Annotated in this window: 25 protein-coding genes and 1 tRNA gene; 21 read left to right on the top strand and 5 right to left on the bottom strand. The window is 69.0% G+C overall.

Annotated elements, in window-relative coordinates; genetic code table 11:
• The first annotated feature begins 243 nt into the window (after nt 1-243).
• From VHA73_14315 to VHA73_14330, 4 genes are all read left to right on the top strand, one after another.
• Nucleotides 244-864 (top strand): disulfide bond formation protein B, encoded by a 621-nt coding sequence (locus tag VHA73_14315; protein ID HVX19201.1) that lies wholly within the window; start codon nt 244-246, stop codon nt 862-864.
• Nucleotides 848-1,609 (top strand): TlpA disulfide reductase family protein, encoded by a 762-nt coding sequence (locus VHA73_14320; GenBank protein HVX19202.1) that lies wholly within the window; start codon nt 848-850, stop codon nt 1,607-1,609. Before VHA73_14315 ends, VHA73_14320 begins: the two co-directional genes overlap by 17 nt.
• Complete coding sequence (locus VHA73_14325; protein HVX19203.1) at nt 1,606-3,228, top strand: peptide chain release factor 3; 1,623 nt, start codon at nt 1,606-1,608, stop codon at nt 3,226-3,228. The genes VHA73_14320 and VHA73_14325 overlap by 4 nt, the downstream gene beginning before the upstream one ends.
• 151 nt (nt 3,229-3,379) lie before the next feature.
• Nucleotides 3,380-5,089: a DUF2510 domain-containing protein gene (locus VHA73_14330; protein HVX19204.1), complete on the top strand. Its 1,710-nt coding sequence runs from the start codon at nt 3,380-3,382 to the stop codon at nt 5,087-5,089.
• An 80-nt stretch (nt 5,090-5,169) separates the two neighbouring features.
• Here the strand turns inward: VHA73_14330 and VHA73_14335 are convergent, their stop codons facing one another.
• Together VHA73_14335 and VHA73_14340 are read right to left on the bottom strand one after the other, a co-directional pair.
• Nucleotides 5,170-6,684, bottom strand: coding sequence for an alpha/beta hydrolase (locus VHA73_14335; GenBank protein HVX19205.1), 1,515 nt, complete (start codon nt 6,682-6,684; stop codon nt 5,170-5,172).
• 162 nt (nt 6,685-6,846) lie between these two features.
• Nucleotides 6,847-8,472, bottom strand: a complete 1,626-nt coding sequence (locus VHA73_14340) for an acyl-CoA dehydrogenase family protein (GenBank protein ID HVX19206.1) — start codon at nt 8,470-8,472, stop codon at nt 6,847-6,849.
• A gap of 362 nt (nt 8,473-8,834) precedes the next feature.
• Between VHA73_14340 and VHA73_14345 the strand changes: the two genes are divergently transcribed.
• From VHA73_14345 to VHA73_14385, 9 genes are all read left to right on the top strand, one after another.
• Nucleotides 8,835-9,341, top strand: coding sequence for a hypothetical protein (locus VHA73_14345; GenBank protein ID HVX19207.1), 507 nt, complete (start codon nt 8,835-8,837; stop codon nt 9,339-9,341).
• 742 nt (nt 9,342-10,083) lie between these two features.
• Nucleotides 10,084-10,296: a hypothetical protein gene (locus VHA73_14350; GenBank protein ID HVX19208.1), complete on the top strand. Its 213-nt coding sequence runs from the start codon at nt 10,084-10,086 to the stop codon at nt 10,294-10,296.
• A gap of 251 nt (nt 10,297-10,547) precedes the next feature.
• Entirely contained in the window at nt 10,548-12,488 is a 1,941-nt protein-coding gene (locus VHA73_14355; GenBank protein HVX19209.1) for a hypothetical protein, read from the top strand.
• Between the two features lie 253 nt (nt 12,489-12,741).
• Nucleotides 12,742-13,197, top strand: coding sequence for a hypothetical protein (locus VHA73_14360; protein ID HVX19210.1), 456 nt, complete (start codon nt 12,742-12,744; stop codon nt 13,195-13,197).
• Nucleotides 13,198-13,247: 50 nt separating this feature from the next.
• Nucleotides 13,248-13,925 carry a recombinase family protein gene (locus tag VHA73_14365; protein HVX19211.1) on the top strand — a complete coding sequence of 226 codons (678 nt, stop codon included), beginning with the start codon at nt 13,248-13,250 and terminating at the stop codon, nt 13,923-13,925.
• Nucleotides 13,922-14,071 carry a hypothetical protein gene (locus VHA73_14370; protein ID HVX19212.1) on the top strand — a complete coding sequence of 50 codons (150 nt, stop codon included), beginning with the start codon at nt 13,922-13,924 and terminating at the stop codon, nt 14,069-14,071. Before VHA73_14365 ends, VHA73_14370 begins: the two co-directional genes overlap by 4 nt.
• A 23-nt stretch (nt 14,072-14,094) precedes the next feature.
• Entirely contained in the window at nt 14,095-15,255 is a 1,161-nt protein-coding gene (locus VHA73_14375; protein ID HVX19213.1) for a tyrosine-type recombinase/integrase, read from the top strand.
• Nucleotides 15,256-15,302: 47 nt separating this feature from the next.
• Nucleotides 15,303-15,375: transfer RNA gene (locus VHA73_14380), tRNA-Ala, on the top strand.
• A 173-nt stretch (nt 15,376-15,548) separates the two neighbouring features.
• Entirely contained in the window at nt 15,549-15,827 is a 279-nt protein-coding gene (locus VHA73_14385; protein ID HVX19214.1) for a hypothetical protein, read from the top strand.
• A 61-nt stretch (nt 15,828-15,888) separates the two neighbouring features.
• Here the strand turns inward: VHA73_14385 and VHA73_14390 are convergent, their stop codons facing one another.
• Nucleotides 15,889-16,296 (bottom strand): hypothetical protein, encoded by a 408-nt coding sequence (locus VHA73_14390; protein HVX19215.1) that lies wholly within the window; start codon nt 16,294-16,296, stop codon nt 15,889-15,891.
• 159 nt (nt 16,297-16,455) lie between these two features.
• Between VHA73_14390 and VHA73_14395 the strand changes: the two genes are divergently transcribed.
• The 8 genes from VHA73_14395 to VHA73_14430 all read left to right on the top strand — a co-directional run bounded on the left by VHA73_14395 (nt 16,456) and on the right by VHA73_14430 (nt 19,333).
• Entirely contained in the window at nt 16,456-16,722 is a 267-nt protein-coding gene (locus VHA73_14395; protein HVX19216.1) for a ribbon-helix-helix protein, CopG family, read from the top strand.
• Entirely contained in the window at nt 16,722-16,907 is a 186-nt protein-coding gene (locus VHA73_14400; GenBank protein ID HVX19217.1) for a hypothetical protein, read from the top strand. The genes VHA73_14395 and VHA73_14400 overlap by 1 nt, the downstream gene beginning before the upstream one ends.
• On the top strand, nt 16,907-17,314 hold the full coding sequence (locus VHA73_14405) for a hypothetical protein (protein ID HVX19218.1): 408 nt from the start codon (nt 16,907-16,909) through the stop codon (nt 17,312-17,314). Before VHA73_14400 ends, VHA73_14405 begins: the two co-directional genes overlap by 1 nt.
• A gap of 8 nt (nt 17,315-17,322) precedes the next feature.
• Nucleotides 17,323-17,478: a hypothetical protein gene (locus tag VHA73_14410; GenBank protein HVX19219.1), complete on the top strand. Its 156-nt coding sequence runs from the start codon at nt 17,323-17,325 to the stop codon at nt 17,476-17,478.
• The gene (locus VHA73_14415) at nt 17,475-17,828 is read left to right on the top strand and encodes a hypothetical protein (protein HVX19220.1); all 354 of its coding nucleotides are present in this window, start codon (nt 17,475-17,477) and stop codon (nt 17,826-17,828) included. The genes VHA73_14410 and VHA73_14415 overlap by 4 nt, the downstream gene beginning before the upstream one ends.
• A complete protein-coding gene (locus VHA73_14420; GenBank protein ID HVX19221.1) occupies nt 17,825-18,514 on the top strand; it encodes a hypothetical protein in 690 nt (229 codons plus the stop codon). The genes VHA73_14415 and VHA73_14420 overlap by 4 nt, the downstream gene beginning before the upstream one ends.
• The gene (locus tag VHA73_14425) at nt 18,514-18,747 is read left to right on the top strand and encodes a WhiB family transcriptional regulator (GenBank protein ID HVX19222.1); all 234 of its coding nucleotides are present in this window, start codon (nt 18,514-18,516) and stop codon (nt 18,745-18,747) included. Before VHA73_14420 ends, VHA73_14425 begins: the two co-directional genes overlap by 1 nt.
• Nucleotides 18,748-18,868: 121 nt before the next feature.
• Nucleotides 18,869-19,333 carry a hypothetical protein gene (locus VHA73_14430; GenBank protein ID HVX19223.1) on the top strand — a complete coding sequence of 155 codons (465 nt, stop codon included), beginning with the start codon at nt 18,869-18,871 and terminating at the stop codon, nt 19,331-19,333.
• Here the strand turns inward: VHA73_14430 and VHA73_14435 are convergent.
• Nucleotides 19,317-20,234, bottom strand: a complete 918-nt coding sequence (locus VHA73_14435) for a XamI family restriction endonuclease (protein HVX19224.1) — start codon at nt 20,232-20,234, stop codon at nt 19,317-19,319. The two genes, VHA73_14430 and VHA73_14435, sit on opposite strands and share 17 nt — an antisense overlap.
• Before the next feature lie 5 nt (nt 20,235-20,239).
• Nucleotides 20,240-21,031 (bottom strand): hypothetical protein (locus tag VHA73_14440; GenBank protein HVX19225.1); only part of this gene is annotated, 792 nt, incomplete at its 5' end.

Genomic DNA, 21,031 nt, shown 5'->3' on the forward strand with positions numbered 1-21,031 from the left:
GAGCGTTCCTTTCTGGTCTCCTGCAAACGTCGGTCACCCTATCGCCGCGAACTCGTGGCGGAGCCGCCGTGGGTGGGCCTCTGACCACAGTCAACGCGCGATCGACGGCGTGCGGCGCGGCAGTAGGGTGCCCGTCATGCCCGACGAGTTGGCCGTGCGCTGGCGCGCCGCGCGGGCCTCCGCCCGGCTCTGCCCAGTCGCTGGCCCTTCGGGCAGCGGTCGCGCGACGGTGGCCACCGACCGGTGACGCTCGTGGCGATCACCACGGGTTTGAACCGGGCCTCGTGGGTGTTCGGCGTGCTGACGTTGGTGGCGCTGGTGTTCGTGCTGGTGTGCCTCGTGGGCGCGATCGCCTCGTTCGCGTCGACGCCGGCCCGTCGATCGCTGCGGCCGGTTGCCGAGCGGCTCGGCCAGTGGGGGCTGTGGCTGGCGTTCGCGGTCGCGTCGGTCTGCACCGGCGGAAGCCTGTGGCTGTCGGAGGTCTGCGGCCTGCCGCCATGCCGCATGTGCTGGTTCCAGCGCATCTGCATGTACCCGCTCACCGTGGTGTTGGGCATCGGTGCGATGCGCCGCGACCGGGGGGTGTGGTGGTATGCGCTGCCGTTGTCCATCGTCGGGACGGGCCTCGCGGTCTACCACTACCTGCTCGAACGGATCCCGTCGCTCGAAGGCGGAAGTGGCTGCGAGGCGCTCAACCCGTGCAACATCATCTGGTTCGAACGCTTTGGGTTCGCCACGATCCCGTTCATGGCGCTCACCGGTTTCGTGACCGTCGCGGTACTGGTTGGCGTCGCCGTACGGCACCCTGGTGACGCCGCCATCACTCCACATCTCTTGGGAAGCCCTGATGACCCCCTCTCTTGATCCGACCCGAGCCCACACGGGCACTCGCCATCGCCGCTCGTGGCGCCTCGGTCTGTTGTCCGTGGCGATGGTCGCGCTGGTGGCCGCGGCAGCCACCGGTTGCGGATCGTCGACCAAGACGAAGACGCAGTCGTCGACCACTTCCTGCACGCCGGCCAAGGCGAACTTGTCGCTGATCAGCGGCGGGCCCAGCCCGACGCTCCCGTCGCTGGGGCAGGTCACCACCGAGTTCGGCAGCGTCACGGCCAAAGGCAAGGCGCTGCCCAGCTACCCCGAGACGCCCTCGGACTGCTACGTCGACCCAGCCGTCGGCGAGCAGGCCCCCGTGCTCACGGGTCAGCGTTTCGACGGTTCGCCGATCACCATCGCCGCGAGCGGCAAGCCGACTGTGGTCTTCTTCGTGGCCCACTGGTGCCCGCACTGCAACCGCGAAGTCCCGGCGCTGGTCAGTGAATGGACCAAGCAGGGCCTGCCCAAGGGCGTGCAGCTCTTTTCGGTCACGACCGGGTCGGCGCAGAACGCACCGAACTGGCCGCCGTCGCAGTGGCTCACCGACTTGAAGTGGCCGGTGGCGAACCTGGCCGACGACGCCAAGCAGACGGCGGCTGCGTCGTTCGGGCTGCCGGGCTATCCGTTCATCGTGATGCTGAAGCCCGACGGAACCGTGTACTACCGCCACTCGGGCGAGTGGCCGGTGAGCGACTTCGACGACGAAGTCGCGAGGCTCGTCGCGGCATCCGGATGACAGACCTCGCCAGAGCGGCGGACGGATCCGCGGTCGGGAACCGGGCGAGCGTCGAGGCCGCCCGGCGGCGCACGTTCGCCATCATCAGCCACCCCGACGCGGGCAAGACCACCCTCACCGAGAAGCTGCTGTTGTACGGCGGCGCGCTCACCGGCGCGGGGGCCGTGAAGGCCCGCGAGGGGCGACGCTCGGCCGCGTCCGACTGGATGGAGCTCGAGCAAAAGCGCGGCATCTCGATCACGTCGACCGCGCTGCAGTTCCCGTACCGCGACCATGTCGTGAACTTGCTCGACACCCCGGGCCACCGCGACTTCTCCGAGGACACGTACCGGGTGCTCGCCGCCTGCGACGCGGCCGTCATGGTGCTCGACGCGGCCAAGGGCATCGAGCCGCAGACGCTCAAGCTGTTCGAGGTGTGCCGGGAGCAGGGGCTGCCGTTGCTCAGCTTCTTGAACAAGTGGGACCGACCTGGGCTCGACCCGCTCGAGCTGATCGACCAGATCGAGTCCACGATCGGCCTGCGGCCCACGCCGGTCACGTGGCCGGTTGGGCGCGCCGGCGACTTCCGCGGCGTGGTCGACCGCCGGACCGATGAGTACTGGCGCTTCACCCGGGTCGCCCGCGGCGCGTCGATCGCTCCCGAGGAAGTGGTCGGGATCGAGCAGGCCGAAGCCGAGGAAGGCTCCGCCTGGTCGACGGCCACCGAGGAGCTCGATCTGCTGGCCGAGATCGGGGCCGACGTCGACCCCGAGCTGTTCCTCGCAGGCGAGTCGACGCCGGTGCTGTTCGGGTCGGCGATCACCAACTTCGGGGTGCGCCTGCTGCTCGACACGCTCGTCGAGCTGGCGCCATCGCCATCGGCCCGCCCCGACGTCGACGGCCACGCCCGGCCGCTCGACGCCCCGTTCTCGGGCTACGTGTTCAAAGTGCAGGCCAACATGGACCGCGCACACCGCGACCGAATCGCGTTCATGCGGGTGTGTTCGGGACGGTTCGAGCGCGGGATGGTCGTCACCCACGATCGCACCGGCAAGGACTTCAACACCAAGTACGCCCACAGCTTGTTCGGACGCGACCGCGAGACGGTCGAGGAAGCGTGGCCGGGCGACGTGGTCGGCCTGGTCAACGCCAACGAGGTGCGCGTCGGCGATTCGCTGTGGATCGACGAGCCGGTGACGTTCCCCGGCGTGCCGGCGTTCGCGCCCGAGCACTTCGTGGTGGCGCGGGTCACCGACACGGGCCGCTTCAAGCAGTTCCGCCGCGGCATCGCCCAACTCGACGAGGAAGGTGTGGTGCAAGTGCTTCGCGACGCCGACGACGGCGATCAGGCGCCGGTGCTGGCGGCGGTCGGTCCCATGCAGTTCGATGTGGCGAAGTACCGGCTCGAGGAGGAGTTCGGCGCGCCCGTCGAGCTCTCGCCCACTGCCTACACCGTGGCGCGACGCACCGATGCCGAGTCCGCGAGCGCGCTGCGTCAGATGCGGGGTGTGCGGGTGCTCGAGCGGGCCGACGGCTCGGTGCTGGCGCTGTTCGAGTCGAAGTACTGGCTCGAACGGGTGCTCGGCGAGCAACCCGATCTCACCCTCGAGCCCTTGCTGGGCAACGGTTTGGCGGGCTGACGTCGTTGCCGCGCTCGTCGCCGCATCGATGCCCGGGCTGCGGCGCGGTGCGGTCGGCATACGTGTCGCGATGTGGGCGTGGCAATAGTCTGCGGGTGCGTGGGTAAGGGGCGGCGCCCACGTTGTCGGACCTCGAGATGGCGGATCACGTATGACCAACCTCCCCGTGCCCGGCTGGTATCCGGACCCTGAGCACGCTGATCAGCTGCGTTGGTGGGACGGCGAGCACTGGACCGAAACCCGTCAACCCCTCGACCCGGGTGGCGGGGCGGGCGGGGTGGAGACCGCGGCGAACAGCGGCGAGGCGGCGGCGAGGCGGCGGGCAGCCAGAGGTCGTCGCGACGTCGACAGCACGGACGCGCTCGGAGGTTCCGCCCGCTCCCCGCGTGGGGCCCCCGCCCGAGCCGGCGTCGCGCCGCGACCGTCGCGGGGCAAACGGCGTCTGGTGGTGGTCGGCGGCGCGCTCGTGGCCGTCGCCGCCGTGCTGGTCGTGCTGTTCGTGTTCCTCTTGGGGTCCGCCAAGCCGAAGTTCACCTGGGACGGCAAGTCGATCGACCAGGCAGGCGACACTCTCGATGCCGCCCAACAGCACCTCCAGCACGAGGTGTCCAGCCGTCACGGCGCGACGAACGGCAAGAGCCGCTGCTACTTCGCGAAGCGTTCCGATCCGCCGGCGGGCGCCTCGAAGGACGACATCGAAGACGAGGTCTGGTGCGGGCCGGTGCTCTTCGTCGACGGCGCGACCAGCCGACCGTGGCTCCGCTATCGCCTCACGGCTACCACTTCCGACGGCAAGGCCCACCTCCGCGTGGCGAGCTCGCCGATCGACGATCGCCCCTCCGCGCTCACCGGCGGGTTGAAGCTGCAGCGGCCCGATGGCAAGAGCGCGCCCAGCGACGCCGGTGGGCTCGAGCCCCCCGCAGCACCGGTGGCGCAGCCCGGCGAGGGCACGGTGGCCGTGTACCGCGGTACCTCGGCGGCCGATGGCCTCGGGCTCGATCTCCATGCGCTGTCGAAGCCCGTGGTGATGCAGGGCTGGGAGAGCGGCGTCCAAGTCGATGCAATTGGCACGGTCGACCGTTTCGGTCAGGGCGACCGCACCCGCCAGGCAGGGGGTGACGTGAAGATCGTTGCCGCGCGGCTCACTGCGCTCGACGGCGAGGCCAGCGACGCCGTGGGCGACGCGGCCAACTCGACTTACGGATTGGCCGAGCTGTCGGTCGTGGTCGACGGTCAGCCGGTCAGCTCGGTCGCCGATGGGTTGGACGAGTTCAGCACGTCCACCGGCAGAGCCGACCTCGCCATCGCGGTCCCGAAATCGGCGAAGTCGGTCGACCTCGTCATGAAGGACGGGGGCGTGACCCAACGCGTGTCGTTGCTGACGGGCGACCCGGCCCCGGGCAACCCGAAAGTCCTCCGGCGCGCCGACGTGGTCCAGAGCCCTGGACCCACCGGGATGGCGCTCATCGAGTTCTCCAAGCCCGGCTATGTCAGCGCGAACTCGACGGTGACCCTGGCGGTGCAGTCCGCGCGCCTCACGTGGTGGGGTGGCCGGCGCGCCGACAAGCACCCCGGTGGCCTCGACAAGGCGTTCCTGCGCCTGAGGATGTCGTACAGCTGGACCGGCTCGGTGTCGGGCAGCATCCCGCCGGAGGAGCTCGAGCTGCAGTTGCCCAACGGCTCGGTGGTGGCGGGTCAGGATCTCGATCCGCAGAACGGCACGGTGTGGGTGGCGTTCCAGGTCCCGGCCGACTTCACGACGGGGAAAGTGATCGTGAACGGTTCGGCCGTCTCCTCGACGGGTCAGACCACGCGGGTCGTGTCCGGCACGGTGCTGCAGATCAAGTTGCCGTCGAGCTGAGACCGGTCGCCGGTCCGCAGCCCCTGGCCCGTCGCGTCGACATCAGCCGTCGAGGGTCGCGCCCCGAGGCTGCGAGACGGTCAGTCGCAGTGGGCGTTCGCCGGGAGCGGCGTCAGGTCGACCAGGTAGCTCTCGACGATGTCGTCGACGCAGGAGTCGCCCTGCCCATAGATCGTGTGGGCCGACCCGGTGTGGCTCAACAACATCGCGTGGGGGAGCGCGCGGGCCAGCCGCACCCCGTTTTCGTAGGGCGTGGCAGGATCGTCGGTGGTGCTGATGACCACGATCGGCGGAGCTTGCGAGGTGGTCGGCGTGTGCAGCGGCTGCGGTGGCGTGGGCCACAGGGCGCAGCGGATGTAGTCGGTGACGGTGGCTTCGCCGAGCAGTGGGGCTTGCGCTGAGATGGCTTTGCCGCCGGCCACGATTGCGTTGGGGTCACGGGGCCAGGACTGGTCGAGGCAGCTGACCGCGAAGTAGATCTCGGTGCCGCCCGCCGACAAGTACGAGTCGGCGAGGTCGACCATCCTCGAGCCGTCGCCGTGGTCGGCGGCGGCGAGCGCGGAAGCGAGCGACGCGTAGCCGGCCTGTCCTTGGTACAGCGGCGCGATCACGCCGAGCTGGAACTCGCCGGGACCGAACGGCCGGTCGGCCTCGGGCGCGGGGATGGTGCCGCGCTGGGTCTTGTCGTACACGCGCTGCACGAGCGCCTTGGGGTCGGGCCCTGCCGCGCAACCGGACCGGGCCGTGCACCACGCCTCGAAGCCGTCGAGCAGCTTCTCGAACGCGATCCCTTGGCCTTGCGCCGACTGGATCCCCGACTGGTTCAAGTCGACGATCCCGTCGAGCACCATCGCACGGACATGTGTGGGGAACATCCCGACGTACGCCTGGCCGATCGACGTGCCGTAGGAGAACCCGAGGTAGTCGATCTTGTCGACGCCGAGGCCGCGGCGGATCGAGTCCATGTCGCGCGCCACGTCGCGGGTACCGAGGTGGGGCAAGACGCTGGCGTACTTGGTGTCGCAGTCGTCGACGTAGCGGTTCGACACGTTGAGCAGCTGCTGCAGCTCGGCCTGGCTGTCGGGCACGTAATCGACGTGGTACAGCTGCTCGACCGGGATCCCGCATGTGATCTTGGTGGACTCGCCGACGCCGCGGGGGTCGAAGCCGATCACGTCGAAGTGGTCACGGATGGCCGATGACCAGGGCAGCGACTCGGCCAACTCGATGCCCGAGGCGCCCGGCCCGCCGGGGTTCACGAGCAGGGGACCCTTGTAGGACGACTTCTTGCGAGCCGGGATCTTCACCAGCCCGAGCTCGATGGAACGGCCGTTGGGCTTCGAGTAGTCGAGCGGGACGCGCAGCGTGCCGCACTCGCGTGAACCGCACGAATGCCAGGCGATCTTCGGGGTCGGCGTGGACCCCGCGGTGGTCGAGCTGCCAGCGGACGAGGTGCTGGACGTCGGCGCCTCGGTGGACGACGACGCGCCGAGACCTTGGCCCGAGGTGCTGCAAGCGCTGAGCACGAACAGCAACACGACCGAAGCGGCAACCCCGGCGACGGTGATCGGGCGGTGCCTGCCAGCGCGGTGCATCCGCCGAACGTAGTCCGCGAGGCGTGTGTGGCCCGGTCGTGTCCCCATCAGCCCTGCTGGGTGTCGCCGTGGGCGGCCAAGGTGTGTCGACCGGGGCTTCGCCGCTTCGGTGTCGGGCAGGGCGGCCGGGCACAGTCGAGGCCAACCTCAGGTCGGCGTCGATCAGGCCGGCCAGGCGCGGTCGAGGATGGCCGCCAGGTCGGCAGCGGGGGGCAGGGTACCGAACGCCCGGCCGCCGTCGCCGCCGAGGCGCGTCGCGCAAAAGGCGTCGGCCACGGCGGTTGGCGCATGGCGCACCAACAGCGAGCCCTGGAAGGCGAGGGCGGCCTGCTCGACGAGGCGCCGCGCGCGCACTTCCAAGTCGGTGGGGTTCGCCAGCTCGGCGTGCAGGTCGGCGACGGCCTGGTCGAGCCGCCGGTCGGCACCGCGGGCCGCGTCGAGCTCGGCGAGGAACGCAGCGAGCGAGTCGGGCTCGCGGGCGGCGGCGCGCAGCACGTCGAGGCAGATGACGTTGCCCGACCCTTCCCAGATGCCGTTCAGCGGGCTCTCGCGGTAGAGCCGCGGCATGGGGCTCTCCTCGATGTAGCCGGCGCCTCCGAAGCACTCGAGTGCCTCCGCTGCGAAGACCGGTGCTCGCTTGCAGATCCAATACTTGGCGACTGCAGTGGCCATGCGCGCGAAGTCGTGTTCCCCGCGGTCGTAAGCGCCGGCGAGGCGGGTCATGGTGATGGTGGCCGCTTCGGACTCGACGGCCAGGTCGGCGAGCACGTTGCGCATCAGCGGCTGGTCGATCAGCAGCTTGCCGAATGCCGCTCGGTGGCGGGCGTGGTGGATGGCCTGGCTGAAGGCGCTGCGCATCTGACCGACGACGCCGATCACGCAGTCGAGACGTGTGTGGTTGACCATGGTGAGGATCGTCGCGATGCCTCGGCCCTCTTCGCCGACGAGCCGGCCGAGGGCACCGTCGATCTCGATCTCGCTCGACGCGTTGGAGCGGTTGCCGAGCTTGTCCTTCAACCGTTCGATCTCGATGTGATTGCGGCTGCCGTCGGGCAGCCAGCGCGGCACGGCGAAGCACGACAGGCCGGTGTCGGTGTGGGCGAGCATCAAGAAGAGGTCGCTCATCGGCGCCGAGCAGAACCACTTGTGACCGGTCAGCGCGTATTCCTCACCGGGGCCCCGGGCCCTCGTGGTGGGTGCGGCGCGGGTGGTGTTGGCTCGCACATCGGAGCCGCCTTGCTTCTCCGTCATGGCCATGCCGGCGATCGCACCCCGCTTCGCGACGGCCGGCTGGCCGGACGGGTCATACGTGGGGGAGGTCAGCAACGGCTCCCAGGCCTTGGCGAGTGACGGCTCCGCGCGCAGCGCCGGCACGATCGAGTACGTCATCGAGATCGGGCAGCCATGGCCGGCCTCGACCTGGGTCCACATCGCGAACTTGGCGGCGCGGGCCACGTGGGCGCCCGGTGAAGGATCGGCCCACGGTCCGCCTGCGAGGCCTTCGCCCACCGCTGCCTCCATGAGCTCGTGGTAGGCGGGGTGGTACTCGACCTCGTCGATGCGCTGACCGAAGCGGTCGTGGCTGTGCAGCGCGGGCGGGTTGGCGTTGGCGAGCTCGCCTGCGTGGATCCAGTGCGCTTCGCCCGCCCGGCGCCCGATCGCACGGACGTCGGCCAGGTGGCCGCTCCCTCCCTCCCGTTCGACGCCCTCGAGGAGCGCCACGTCGAGACCGGCCACGTCGTGGCCGACCAGCGGTACCGACTGGTTGAACACCTCATGCGTCGCCATGCGTCCGTTCTACCGGAGGCGCCGCTCGACCGGGCGGGGCGATGCTGGTCGGCCACCTGCGGTGACAAGAGTCAGCTGGTTGGGCGTCGCCCCGTCGGCCGGTGGGTGGCCCCTTGCTCGCTGGGAGCGTGTCCGCCGTGTTCGGTGGCCCGGGGGTCGCTCGCCGGCAACCTCCGCCTCACCCGTGCGACGCGATCGCTCACAGCGGGTGGCTGGGTGCCGACGGGAGGAGTCGGTCGGGTGGAGCGAGGTGTGACGTGGCGCCCGAGGTGCTGGGTGACTAGTGCGATCGGGTGGCAGTGCAGGCCGGATTCATAGTCCGAAACCCTCATGGCGACCCACCACCTGCCGACGAATGGGGCATGGCTGAGTGGAGGGCCCTCGACGAGAAGGGTTCGGAACCCGTGGCGCACGGAATGGCGGGGGGACCGTTGTTCGATCCGGAATCGGGGCTGGCGAGCGACTCGCTGATCCGGTTCATCGTGAGCCAACGGATCGACGCGGCCCGGGAGCGCTGCGACGAGCTGTGGGTCGCGGTGCTGTCCGTCCGGGCGGGCGGCGAGTCGCCCGCCACCATCGGCCAACTGTTGGGCGACGCCCTCGACGATGCCGACGCGATCGGCCGATTGGTCGACGGCCGCTATCTCGCGTTGTTCGACCAGCGCCAGGAGCGCGCTGTCCTGGCCGCCACCACGCACCTGCGATCGCTGGCCGAAGAGCGGTTGCCGGGCACGGTCCTGCACGCCGGGGTCGCGTCCTATCCCCGCCACGGTTTCAACCTCGACGAGGTCCTGATCGCGGCCGCCACCGCCCTGGCCGAAGCCCAGAGCTGGCCGATCCACCGCGTCGAGGTCGCCCCCGCCCCCTGATGGGCGCCGCCACCCCCTCGCAGCGTCCGCCGCCCCGCCGCCAACCCCCCCGCCTCGCCTCGCCCCCCCTCGCAGCTGCGCCTCGCTGCTGCGCCTCGCTGCTGCGCCTCGCAGCTGCGCCTCGCTGCTGTGAGCACTTGGCCACCTGGTGGGTGGCTGAGCGCGCACAGCAGGTCGGTTGCAGCCCACTCCCTCGGTGTTGTGAGCGCTTGGCCACCTGGTGGGTGGCTGAGCGCGCACAGCAGGTCGGTTGCAGCCCACTCCCTCGGTGTTGTGAGCGCTTGGCCACCTGGTGGGTGGCTGAGCGCGCACAGCAGGTCGGGTTTCGGTGGTCCCGGGTCGGTCGGGTCGGCCTGGGGCCGGCCCTCAGTGGGCCAGTAAGCTCGACGGTTCCACGGGGACGTAGCTCAGTTGGCTAGAGCACCTGCTTTGCAAGCCGACACTTTCCCCAGGTCAGGGCCGATGCCGCAGGGGCCAGGCCACACGTAGCCCACGCCAGGATCGTCCGGATATCCAGAAACCCTTGTGTTTGCTGGGTTTCTTGAACTGCCGAGGCTTGCCAGGCACCGACACCGTCTGTACCTTGCCCCTCGGCGCTGGCCCCGGCTGGCGCACTTGGTCGGGAGGAGACTCACCGCCCTCGGAATCTGCCGCATCCCGAGACAAGGGCAGGATGCGGGTCATGGCGCAGCGATAACCCGGTGCTGCGGGAGCCCTCGGAATCAACTCTCCGAGGTGACCCATGCCCGCTGTCGCGGACCCAGTCGTCTACCGCCCTGACGACAAGCTGACCTACGCCGAAGCGCACGCCGAGTTCGGCATCACCCTGCGCCACCTGCGCACGCTCCGAGAGCGGGGCGTCGTGCGTACGTACAAGGTCGGAGGCCGGGTGCTGTTCCGGTGGCTCGACCTTCACGACTACATCGAGTCGTGCGCCACGAAGGCGGTCCGGTGACGCCTCAACAGTCGAGTACCCCGGCTGGTCGGAGCCGGGGCACTCAAGCCAACACCACGGGCAAGCGGTCAGGCAGCGCCAACGGTACGGACGGTCGCCGGCCAACCGCCACCGATACCTACGTCTACGCCGATGAGGAAGGCGAGGCCCTGTTCCGCGTCGTCCGATGGGAGCCGGGGCTGAACGGTAAGCCCAAGTCCTTCACTCAGGAGAAGGCGGTCGGGTCCGGGTGGGCCAAGGGTGTCGATGGAGTGACCCCGGTGCTCTACCGGCTGCCGCAGGTGATGGACGCCAAGCGCACCCGGAAGATGATCTTCGTCGTCGAGGGTGAGAAGGACGCCGATGCATTGGCAGCGGCGGGTGTTGTCGCCACCTGCAACCCCGGAGGCGCTCTGAAGTGGCGTCCGGCGCACACGGCGTACCTCGCCGGAGCCGAGCGGGTGACGATCGTCGCGGACCGCGATGCCATCGGACGTCGTCACGCCAAGCAGCTGTACGACGCCCTCCGGCCGGTGGTGGAGAACATCGTCGTCAAGATCGCCAAGGAGGGGAAGGACGCGAGCGACCACCTCGCCGCCGGGTTCGGCGTGCAGGACTTCGTTCGGGTCACCGCAACGCAGCTGGACGGACCGAAGGCCAAGAGCCCGGCGCAGGCAGCGACCGGGAGCGCGAAGGCGGCGGAGTGTGCGGCGTGGGCTCTGCGTCGCCTCTACACCGATGTGCCAGCGGGGAGCATCCACAACGGCCGAGCGGCAGTCGCGTTCGACTTCGCGCAGCAGTTGAGGGACGTGGCCGAGCCGGTGGCCCGCGAGGCGATGCGCATCTACGTCAGCCAGTGCGGCGACCTCGACAGCGAGGGTCAGCCCCGCCCGTTCACGGAGCAGGCGGCGTTCGACAGTCTCAAGTCGGCGTTGGAGAACGTGCCAGAGGGGTGGACGCCAGGCGTGTTCACCAAGAAGAAGGCCGGCGAACGAGCACCGCGACCCCAGCTGGACGCGCAGGCGTTCCATGGGCTCCCCGGCAAGCTGGTGAAGGCCATCGCTCCGCACACCGAGGCCGACCCCGCCGCCCTCCTGCTGACGGCGATGGCCTACTTCGGTAACGCCATCGGACCGGGACCGCACACCATCGCTGATGGCGCGAAGCACACGGCTCGCTTGTTCCCGTTGATCGTCGGCGACTCGTCCCGGGCTCGGAAGGGCACGAGCCTGACCCGCATCAGCAACGTGTTCCGGCACGCCGACGGCTACTGGATGCAGTACCGCACGTTCTCGTCGGTCGGCAGCGGTGAAGGTCTGATCGCTGAGGTCGCTGACCCGAAGAAGGACGACGAGGACAAGGAGCCACGCGACAAGCGGGCCATGTTCGCCATCCCCGAGTTCGCCGGACTCATGGCGGCGAAGGCTCGTCAGGGCGCGACGCTCAGCGCCGTCGTTCGCGACGCATGGGACACCGGCAACCTGGACAACCGCGTCAAGACCGGACCCATGAGAGCCACCGGGGCTCATGTGAGCCTGCTCGGCCACATCACCTGCGAGGAGATGGAGGCCACCCTCACCACCACCGACGTCGCCAACGGGTTCGCGAACCGCTTCCTGTTCTGCTTCGCGGCGCGGTCCCAGCTGCTCCCGCACGGCGGCGACTTCACGCCCGAGGACGAGATGAGGTGGGGCGTGAAGGTGATGCACGCCTTGGAGTTCGCCCGCGACATCGCCGTGGTGCACAAGGACAACGAGGCCCGAGCGCTCTGGGAAGACCTCTACGCCACCATGGCCGAGGACGTGCCAGGCGGCATCGTCGGGAGCCTCGTCAGTCGCAGCGAGGCGCAGGTGTTGCGGGTGGCGCTCACGTACGCCCTGTGGGATGGGTCGCCGGTCATCCGGCGCGACCACCTAGAGGCGGCGTGGGCTGTCTGGCGGTACTGCCGGGCGACCATCACCTACCTGTTCGGTGACGAGGAGCGGCGCACCGGGAACCCGATGGCCGACAAGGTGCTGGCGGCGTTGGAGCGTGCTCCCGACAACGAGCTCACTCAGACGGAGATCAGTCGCTCGGTGTTCGCCGGCAACGCGAAGGCCGAAGAGGTTGCCGGTGTACTCCGCTACTTGGAGAAGCACGGGCACGTCGGCAGCGAGTCGCGAAGCAGTGGCGGCAGGCCTCAAACCGTCTGGCGGCTTTCTACGGTTTCTTAGTTAGTACGTAGCTGCATGGCGGATGCCCACCTGCCGAAACAGTCAGCTTCGACTTACTAACTATACGTAGAAAGTGTGTTCTATAGCAGCAATACCGAGGCACCCAACCCGGTGTAGGTGGCTACGCAATAACTAAGAATACGCAGAAAGGTAGTGGTAATGGTTTCGACATTGGAGGCTGACCGACACGCCATCCCTGCGCTCTGCATGCTGAGCCGTGCCCGGCCATTTCCCGCCCCAGAAGGTGCTCCCCATGAAGTCGAACAAGGTCAGCGTCGGCAAGACGAACCTCGCCATCTTGAACGGCACCGAGGACCTCTCGGTGTGGTCCGAGGAGGAGCTACTTCGCGGTCAGCGACGCGACCGGAACGGCCGATGGGCCGGACGCCCGCCCAAGGTCGTCCCCCTGCGTGTCCACGAGGAACTGACCCGTCGCCGACTCGACAAGGCGTACGAGCTCCTGCGAGACAACCTCGTCGCGGCGGTGGAGGTGCTCGGCGAGGTGGTGCAGGACAAGAAGGCCGCACCCAAGGACCGCCTGCGTGCCGCCGAGCTCATCATGGAGCGGGTGATGGGCAAGGCTCCGATGAAGGTCGAGGTCGGGGTCAAGACCAAGTTCGACCTGGCGCTCGAAGCGATGATCGTCTGGGAGGACGGGTACAACCCCGACGCGATCGACGCGGAGTCGTGGGAGGCCGACGAGGCCTAACCAACCCATGGGCTGAACTTCTCTGGTCGAGGTCCGTTTACTGCGCGGCCATGACCACACAACACGTGCTCGGGTACCTCCGAGTCAGCACCGAGGAACAAGCACGCTCCGGCCTTGGGCTCGACGCCCAGCGGGAGCGCATCGCCAGCGAAGCCAACCGCCGAGGCTGGTCGGTCACCTGGATCACCGACGACGGCTACACGGCGGCAACGCTCGACCGGCCGGGCATCACGGCGGCGCTGGCGCAGCTGCGCTCGGGCGAGGCCACCACGCTCGTCGTGTCCAAGCTCGACCGGCTGAGCCGGAGCCTCCTCGACTTCGCCGGCCTGATGGAGCGGGCGCAGAAGGAGAAGTGGAACGTCGTCTGCCTGGACCTCGGCATCGACCTCAGCACCCCGCAAGGGCAGCTGATGGCAAACGTCATGGCGTCGTTCGCTGCCTACGAGCGGGAGTTGATCCGGCAGCGCACCCGTGACGCCCTGGCGGCACTGAAGATGCGGGGTGCCCGGTTGGGTCGGCCGGTGGTGGTCCCGACCGCCGTGCGCCAGCTGGTCGGGCGGTGGCGGGCAGCTGGTGCCACGTGGCAGGGGTGCGCCGATGCCCTGAACGCCAGCGGCATTCCAACCGCCCACGGCGGCGCACGTTGGTACGCCTCCACGGCGAGGGGCGTCTTGGAGTCGGCACGCCTGGATGCCGAGGCCGAGGCCCGGCGGGCGGTGGCGTCGTGAGCGACAACGAGCCGCAGTTTGAGGTCGTCGGCCACCGGGAGGGCGACCACATCGTCTGGCACGACGGCAGCGAGCCGACGCCAGTACCCGAAGACCTTCGCGGCATCGGTGGGGATGCCGCATGTACATCCGAGGAGGAGCAGTGAACACAGGTAGCCGTCGCGGCAGCGTGACGAAGCGCAAGGAGACCGGCAACTGGCGGGCTCGCTATTGGGACGCCGAGGGCAAGCAGCACTCGCGCACCTTCGCGTTGAAGGGCCACGCCGAGACGTGGTTGCGCACCGAGCTTGATGCCCTCCACTCGGGCAAGCCCAAGCAGTCGGAGTCGGTCGCCGGTGAGGGCATCACGTTCGGGGCGCACGCCGAGGCATGGCTCGCGGCGAAGGCCAAGGGTGACGTGCGGCCGAACACGCTGTCGCTCTACCGGCTCCACTACCGGAACCACATCGCGCCGACCTTCGCCGACCGCCCGCTCGACGCGGTCACCAAGGCCGAGGTCAAGGCGTGGTGGGCGGCGCTGCTCGTGAAGCCCAAGAACGGCAACCCGAAGAACGGCAGCCTCTCGAGGGCCACGTGCGCCAAGGTCTACCGACTGCTCCGCCAGCTGTTCGGCGCTGCGGTCGAGGACGACCTGCTCGGCGCGAACCCCTGCCAGATCAGAGGGGCGGCGCAGGAGCCCGACTACAGCCTCGCCTACGACGAGCCGCCCGATGCCGACGAGGTCCGTGCGTTCGCAGCTGCCGTCGGAGATAGGTACTCGGCCATGGTCCTGCTGGCGGGCTTCGGCGGGCTCCGGTGGGGCGAGGTGGTCGGCTTACAGCGCCGTCACATCGACCTGACCAAGGGCACCGTGCGGGTGGTCCAGCAGATCGTTCGCCAGGGCGGCAGCGCCATCGACGTCGGGGAGACGAAGACGAGCGCCGGGCGGCGCACGGTCTGGCTCCACCCCGAGGCGGTGGACGCCCTGCGGGTGCACCTCGCAACGCACGTGGCGAGCGGGCCGACCGCGTACCTGTTCACGGCTCCCGAGGGCGGGCTCGTCAGGAACCAGAACTGGCGCAAGCGTGTGTGGCTGCCGGCGACGGTCGCGGTCGGCCGGGAGGGTCGGCGCTTCCATGACCTGCGCCACGCAGCTGCCACGTTCGCCGCACTGACCGGCGCGAGCACGAAGGACCTCATGGCCCGCATGGGCCATAAGAGCCAGGCGGCGGCGATCCGGTACCAGCACGCCACGCAGTCGGAGCAGGCAGCCATCGCCGAACGCCTCGCCGCACTGCTCGCCACCCCGGCGACGAAGCCCGACCTCCGACTGGTGGAGGGCGACGGGTAACGGTGGGATGCCGTCGCGAGGGCTGGCCTACGCTGACGGTTCCCCTCGGGGGCGTAGCTCAACTGGCTGAGCGCAACCTTTGCAAGGTTGAGGATGCGGGTTCGAATCCCGTCGCCTCCACGGTCTTGACACCCGGACCGCTCGCCTCCACAGTGGCGGGCACCACGGCGCACGTCGTCGTGAAGCGAGCCGGATGCTGTTACCGCCGGTGGTGTAGGTCCGAGCCAGGTCGGACCGGCGAAGTCTCCCAGCGTCGATGGGGACTGTTCGACACCCACTAACCGGAGGCATCCATGGCACTGACTGAAGACCCCTTCGCCGACCTCGACCTGTCGGCGTACGACCCACCGACCCGGCCGAAGACGGCAACTCAGCTGACGCAGCTGGTGTACTCGCATCTGCTGACCGCCAAGGCCGACTACGAGGCCGCTGCCGACGGCAACGAGGTGAGCGCCACCATCGCGACCCTCAACGGCTCCCTGCGCAAGCGTGGGGCGCTGGCCGACCGCGACAGCTACGAGCAGGTGTGCCGCGACTTCCTGCAAGACGCGCTCGGCAAGGGCTTCATCTGAACGTCAGTCGGCCCGGCTACCGCAGTGGCAGCCGGGCCGACGGGCGGGCGGGTGATGGTGGCTACTTGATGGCGACGATGGCCTCGGCCTTGACGCTGCGGGCCTTGTTGCCGTCGTGCAGGTTGACGGTGCCGCCCTTGACGCTGGTGACCTTGGCAACCGCCACGTCCTCGGTGCCCTTGGCCCGCTGCACGACGATGGTGCGCCCGACGATCGCCTCGGCGATGGTGGCGAGGTCGGCGTCGGCGAGGTGCACCGGGGTCACCTTGGCGGTGCCGGGGAGGCGACCGGGCAGGACGCTCTCGGTGTGCGGCCGGACGAGGGCGCTGTAGGCCCGGCGGGCGGCGCCGGGGCTGCCGAGGCTGAACCGCTGGGCGACGGTGGCCCAGCTGACGAGCTCGGTGTCTCGCACGGCGGCGATCTCCTCGGCGGTGAAGGGGTACTTGGCGGTGGTCTTGGGCTTGGTCATGAGGTCAGTGTCAGAGACCTGCGGCGAGATGTTCAGGAGAACTCGAAACTCGGTTCGCTAGCAGGTGACTTGTCGATGTGACGACCGACATACAGCAGTCCCGCATATCGAAGAAGCGGTCCTTGCTCACCATGCCGAGGGCTCTGCAAGGTGGGTTGTATGGCAGCCCAGCAAGCCCAATACACGGAGGAGTTCTTCGTCAGATTGCGACCCGACCAGCGGGCTGCACTCGACGAGGTAGCCGCCGCCACGGGGCGCTCCCGCAGCGAGGCACTGCGTGGGTTCATCGATCACGGCTTCGACATCTACCGCCGCTCGGTGGCAGCCATCGACGCCGCCGACCCCGCCGAGGTGCTGGACGCCCTGGTGGCAGCTGGGGCCACGCACGACCAGATCGCACACGCCATCCACGAGAGGAACCACTGATGGGCAAGCACGCCGACTACCTCCGAGGCACCGCCAGCACCATGCGGCGGGTCGCCAACGAGGGAGCCAAGAACTTCATCAGCGCCGAGGAAGCCATCGGTGCGACCGAGCAGGCCGAGGCCCGCCAGGACGCCGCCGAGCGGTCCGACCTCGTCGCCAAGTTCCCGCAGCTGGACCGGCACTGATGGCGCAGGCGACCGTCACCCAGGCCGAAGCCGCCCTGGCCGACCTCTCGGGCCTGAGCGACAACCAGCGCCGGCAGTACCAAGCCGAGGTGGACGCCGCCCGGCAGGCAGCCATCGCCGCCGGCGAGGACGAAGCCGCTCGCATCGCCGCCGACGTGGGCAGCTACCGGGACGACGTGCTGGCCGAGCTCTGCGAGGTGCGTGACGCCCTCGCCGCAGCGCAGTCCGGCGGCGACCGCAGCGACCTGTCCGGGCTCCGCACCCGCCACCGGGCGCTGCTCGCCAAGGTCGAAGAGGTCGAGCGCCTCGTCGACCAAGTGGAGGCCATCGAAGCCGACCCGTTCGCCTACGGCGAAGCCGTGTTCGCCAAGTACCCGCTCACCCGCCCCAAGTTCAGCTTCATCTAGGAGGAGCCATGGCAGCCCAGACCATCAAGACCGTCACCGCCACGCAGTTCGTGGAGATGCGCACCACCGAGGCCGGCGACCGCAGCCTCGTCCTGCTCGTCACCTACACCGGCGGCAGCCAGGAGAAGGTCACCTTCCCCATCGAGACCGCGGTTCCCGCATGAGCGCCCTGGCCGAGGACCAGTTCATCCGGGTCGAGCCGCAGTACGTCGCGTTCACGGCGTACGAGTGGAAGCGAGCCACCGGCTCATGGCCCTCGCCTCGCCAGATGCATCAGTACCTCGCCTCGACGGAGGGCTACCCGTTGGAGCACGCCGAGCACGACGTCCTCGTCGCTCTCGACACCGGCCGCGTCTACGGGCTGCCCACGATCGTCGGGCGTCGCCTCGGAGAGGTCGAAGGCGACTGGCGTGCACCGCTGGAAGACCACGACAACGGCTTCCGCCTGGCGTTGCCGGAGTCGTCGGCGGCGAACGCCAAGGCTGCGTGTGACCTCTGGGACGAGGTCGCATGAACCGCTGCCATCCCGCACCGCTCGACCTGCGACCCGCCTTCGCCGTGGCCCTCGGGCTGCGCACGTTCATGCCGGAGGATGAGGGCAACGGTGGTCCCTCCCCAGCGGACGAGTCCGGTGACGTTGTCCCGCCGGATGATGCCGCTGGGGAGGGGGACGAGCAGGAGCCGGCCGAACTCACCGACGACGAAGCCAAGGTTCCTCGCATCAAGCAGCTGAGCGACGAAGCGGCCAAGCACCGCCGCTTGCGCAAGGAGGCCGAGAAGCGGGAGCAGGCGCTCGCCGAGCGTGTCGCCGAACTCGAGAAGGCCACCGCCGACGAAGCCACGCTGGCCGAGAACCGTTCGCTCAAGCTGGAGCTCGCATGGGAGCGGGCCACCCGCAACGTGGCGTGGACCGAGAACGGTGCCGAGGGTGCGTGGAAGCTGGCGCACGACGATCTCGGCAAGGCGCTCAAGGACGACGGCACCGTGGACGCCACCACCGTCGGCCAGGTGGTCACGTCCGTCGTGGACCGCTACCCCGCCTTCGTCCAGCAGGAGTCCGAGGAAGCGCCGCCCGCCGACGCCTTCCCCAACTCCCGCCCCAGCGGCCCCGCGACGAACGGCAAGAAGAAGTCCACCGGACCCGCCGGTGACCGAGCGGTGTTGGAGCGGAAGTTCCCGGCGCTCAGGGGTCGCCGCTGATGCTCGACCAGCTGCGCCCGGACTGGCACCGCGACGCAGCTTGTCGAGACACCGACCCCGCCACGTTCTTCCCGACGAAGGGCGTCAACGTCGGACCCGCCCGGAAGGTCTGTGCCCGGTGCCCGGTGCGCGACGACTGCCTCGCCTTCGCAATGAGCGACCCGAGCATCAAGGGCGTGTGGGCGGGCACCACCGAGCGGCAGCGCAAGCGCATGCGCCGCCGGGCTGCGTAGCGCCCCGCATCCCCGGCCAGATCGGCCACTGTTGGCCGCAGAGCTACAGGGCGGGTGGTGGTGGGGTTAGGGCTCGCGCAGCTGGCAGCGCCGTAGGCAGCCATGGCGGTACGGTCGACACATGTCGGCGTGGTTGTTCGTCATTGGGGACACGACGGCGCTGGATTGGGTGGTCGATCACAAGCGGATGGCCTTCCGCGATCACATCCGGCAGACGAGCCTTCTCCGCAAGGGCGACCGCTGCGTGTTCTACGTGACCCGCGGTGCCTTCCATAACCCCACCCGCGACCGGGCGCGAGTGTTTGCCGTCGGCGAGATCACGTCAGGGCTGGACACCAAGCCGGTCGAGATCGCCGGCGAGACGTTCAACAAGTCGGTGCGCTTCAAGTTCCACCGGGAGCCGGTGCCTGCGAGGGACGGCATGGAGTTCAAGCCGCTGATCGATCGCATGGGCTTCATCAACAAGCCCGAGACGTGGCACGCATACCTCCGTAAGGCGTTGGTGCAAATCTCGGACAAGGACTTCGCGACGCTCGACAAGGCGCTGGCGAAGTACGAGGGGCAGCTGGCTACTTCGTCGCGTTGATGAAGTCGATCATCTTCTGGAAGTCGTGCGCCCAGAACAGCCTCAACCCCGCGTCCTGAGCGGCACGCAGGTTGACGAGGTTGAACACGCCACCGATCACCGCGACGGGAACCGTCTGCGCCGCTCCCATCTGAGCAAGCCAGTGGCCCGCCTTCACGGCGGCGTCGTTGTTGAGGCGCTTCACCGAGTTGAGCGAACTGTTGGACACCTTGCACTCGATCGGCATGAGCCGACCGTCCCACAACCGCACGACGAGGTCGGCCTTCCTGCCAGCGACCAAGCTCTCATGGCAGAACTGGCCCGGCGCAGGTGCCTGCTGGATCGTGGGGATGTTGCGGGGAGCGACCCCCGTGAACCCCGCCGCGACGAGCGCCTGAGCGGTCGCCTGCTCCTGCAAGTCCTTGCTCTCGTTCGCCCTGGCGGTCATCACCTTGCGCTGCGCCATGAGCGCTGCTGTCGAGATGATCGCCGTCGTTCGCTCAGCCTCAGTGGGGTCGCGGTCCTCGCCTATCCAAGGGAACCGGCCGCGGTCGTGGCCGAGCATCACGGTCTCGACCATCGCTGCGCCGTAGTGCGGGTTGGCGCGATGCACGTTCACGCTGTCGGTGTTGACGTCGGCCAGGGTCTTGAGGTCGTCGTGCGAGATGGGCGGACCGGCCACGTAGCGCAGTGCGGTGTAGAGGTCCGCGTCGCAGACAATGTCCACGGCCAACTCGTCGAAGCGCGTTAGATCGACGGTCATTTCGATGAGCGTGGCAACGGCTTGCCGAGCACTCTCGAACGCGTCGGAGTACGGCTCCAACGCTTCCTCCATGCGCTCCTGTCGGAAGATTCCGATGGCAGCTTGGCGGTCGGCTTCGAGTTGTTCGTCTGTCCAGACGGGTGCTGGCACCAGAGGCATCGCCTCTAGTTGAGCAGGTTCTCCGGAAACGGGACGGGGATTCGCTCCATCTCGCGCGGCTCAAACTTCGTCAGCCCGCCTGCATACGTGCGCCCCTGCGACTGCGTGACAGCGCCCCGCAGGGACTCGGCGAGGCGGTCAAGCACGTCGCTGTCCATCGCCTGTCGCGGGTAGAGCCCGTGCGCGATGTTGATGTGCCGGGCCTCGGCGAGGTTGCGCACGAACGTCGGCGGGCGGCGAGCCATGTAGGTCGCGAGGATGGGAGCAGGGGCACGCAGGCCGACCGACCACCACGCCTTGCGGTGGCTGGCGATGTAGCCCTTGTCCGTGCCCTGCTTCTTGGCCCACTTGAGGAAGCGGTCAACGAGCGCACGGTCCTCGGCATCCAGCACATCCAGGTCTTCGGGGAGGTCGGCTACCCGGCGCAGCTGGTCAGCCGTGGCGATGGACGCACCAGCGGAGAACAACTCACGGGCCTTGGTCACCGACGGCTGCAACACCTGCTCGGGCAGCACGTGCTCGGCTGCTCCGTTGATCCAGACGCGGTTAGCGCCGGTGACCGCTCCGCGGTGCACGCGACAGAGTTCGCCGAGCTCGACGTAGCCCTCGGGAACCTTCTTGGCGGCGCTCATGAGCAAGGTCCAACGGGGCGCTTCCTGTAGGCGCTCGCGGCTCACGGTGCGCCCGCCTTCCAGGGCACCCAAGTCCTTGACCGCTTCGACCCGACGCAGCTTCACCGACTTGGGCTTGCTACCGAGCGAGAAGCACGTGATCGCGCCAGTGGTGGCGGCATCGCT

This window comes from Acidimicrobiales bacterium, from assembly GCA_035547835.1.
Classification (GTDB): domain Bacteria; phylum Actinomycetota; class Acidimicrobiia; order Acidimicrobiales; family Iamiaceae; genus DASZTW01.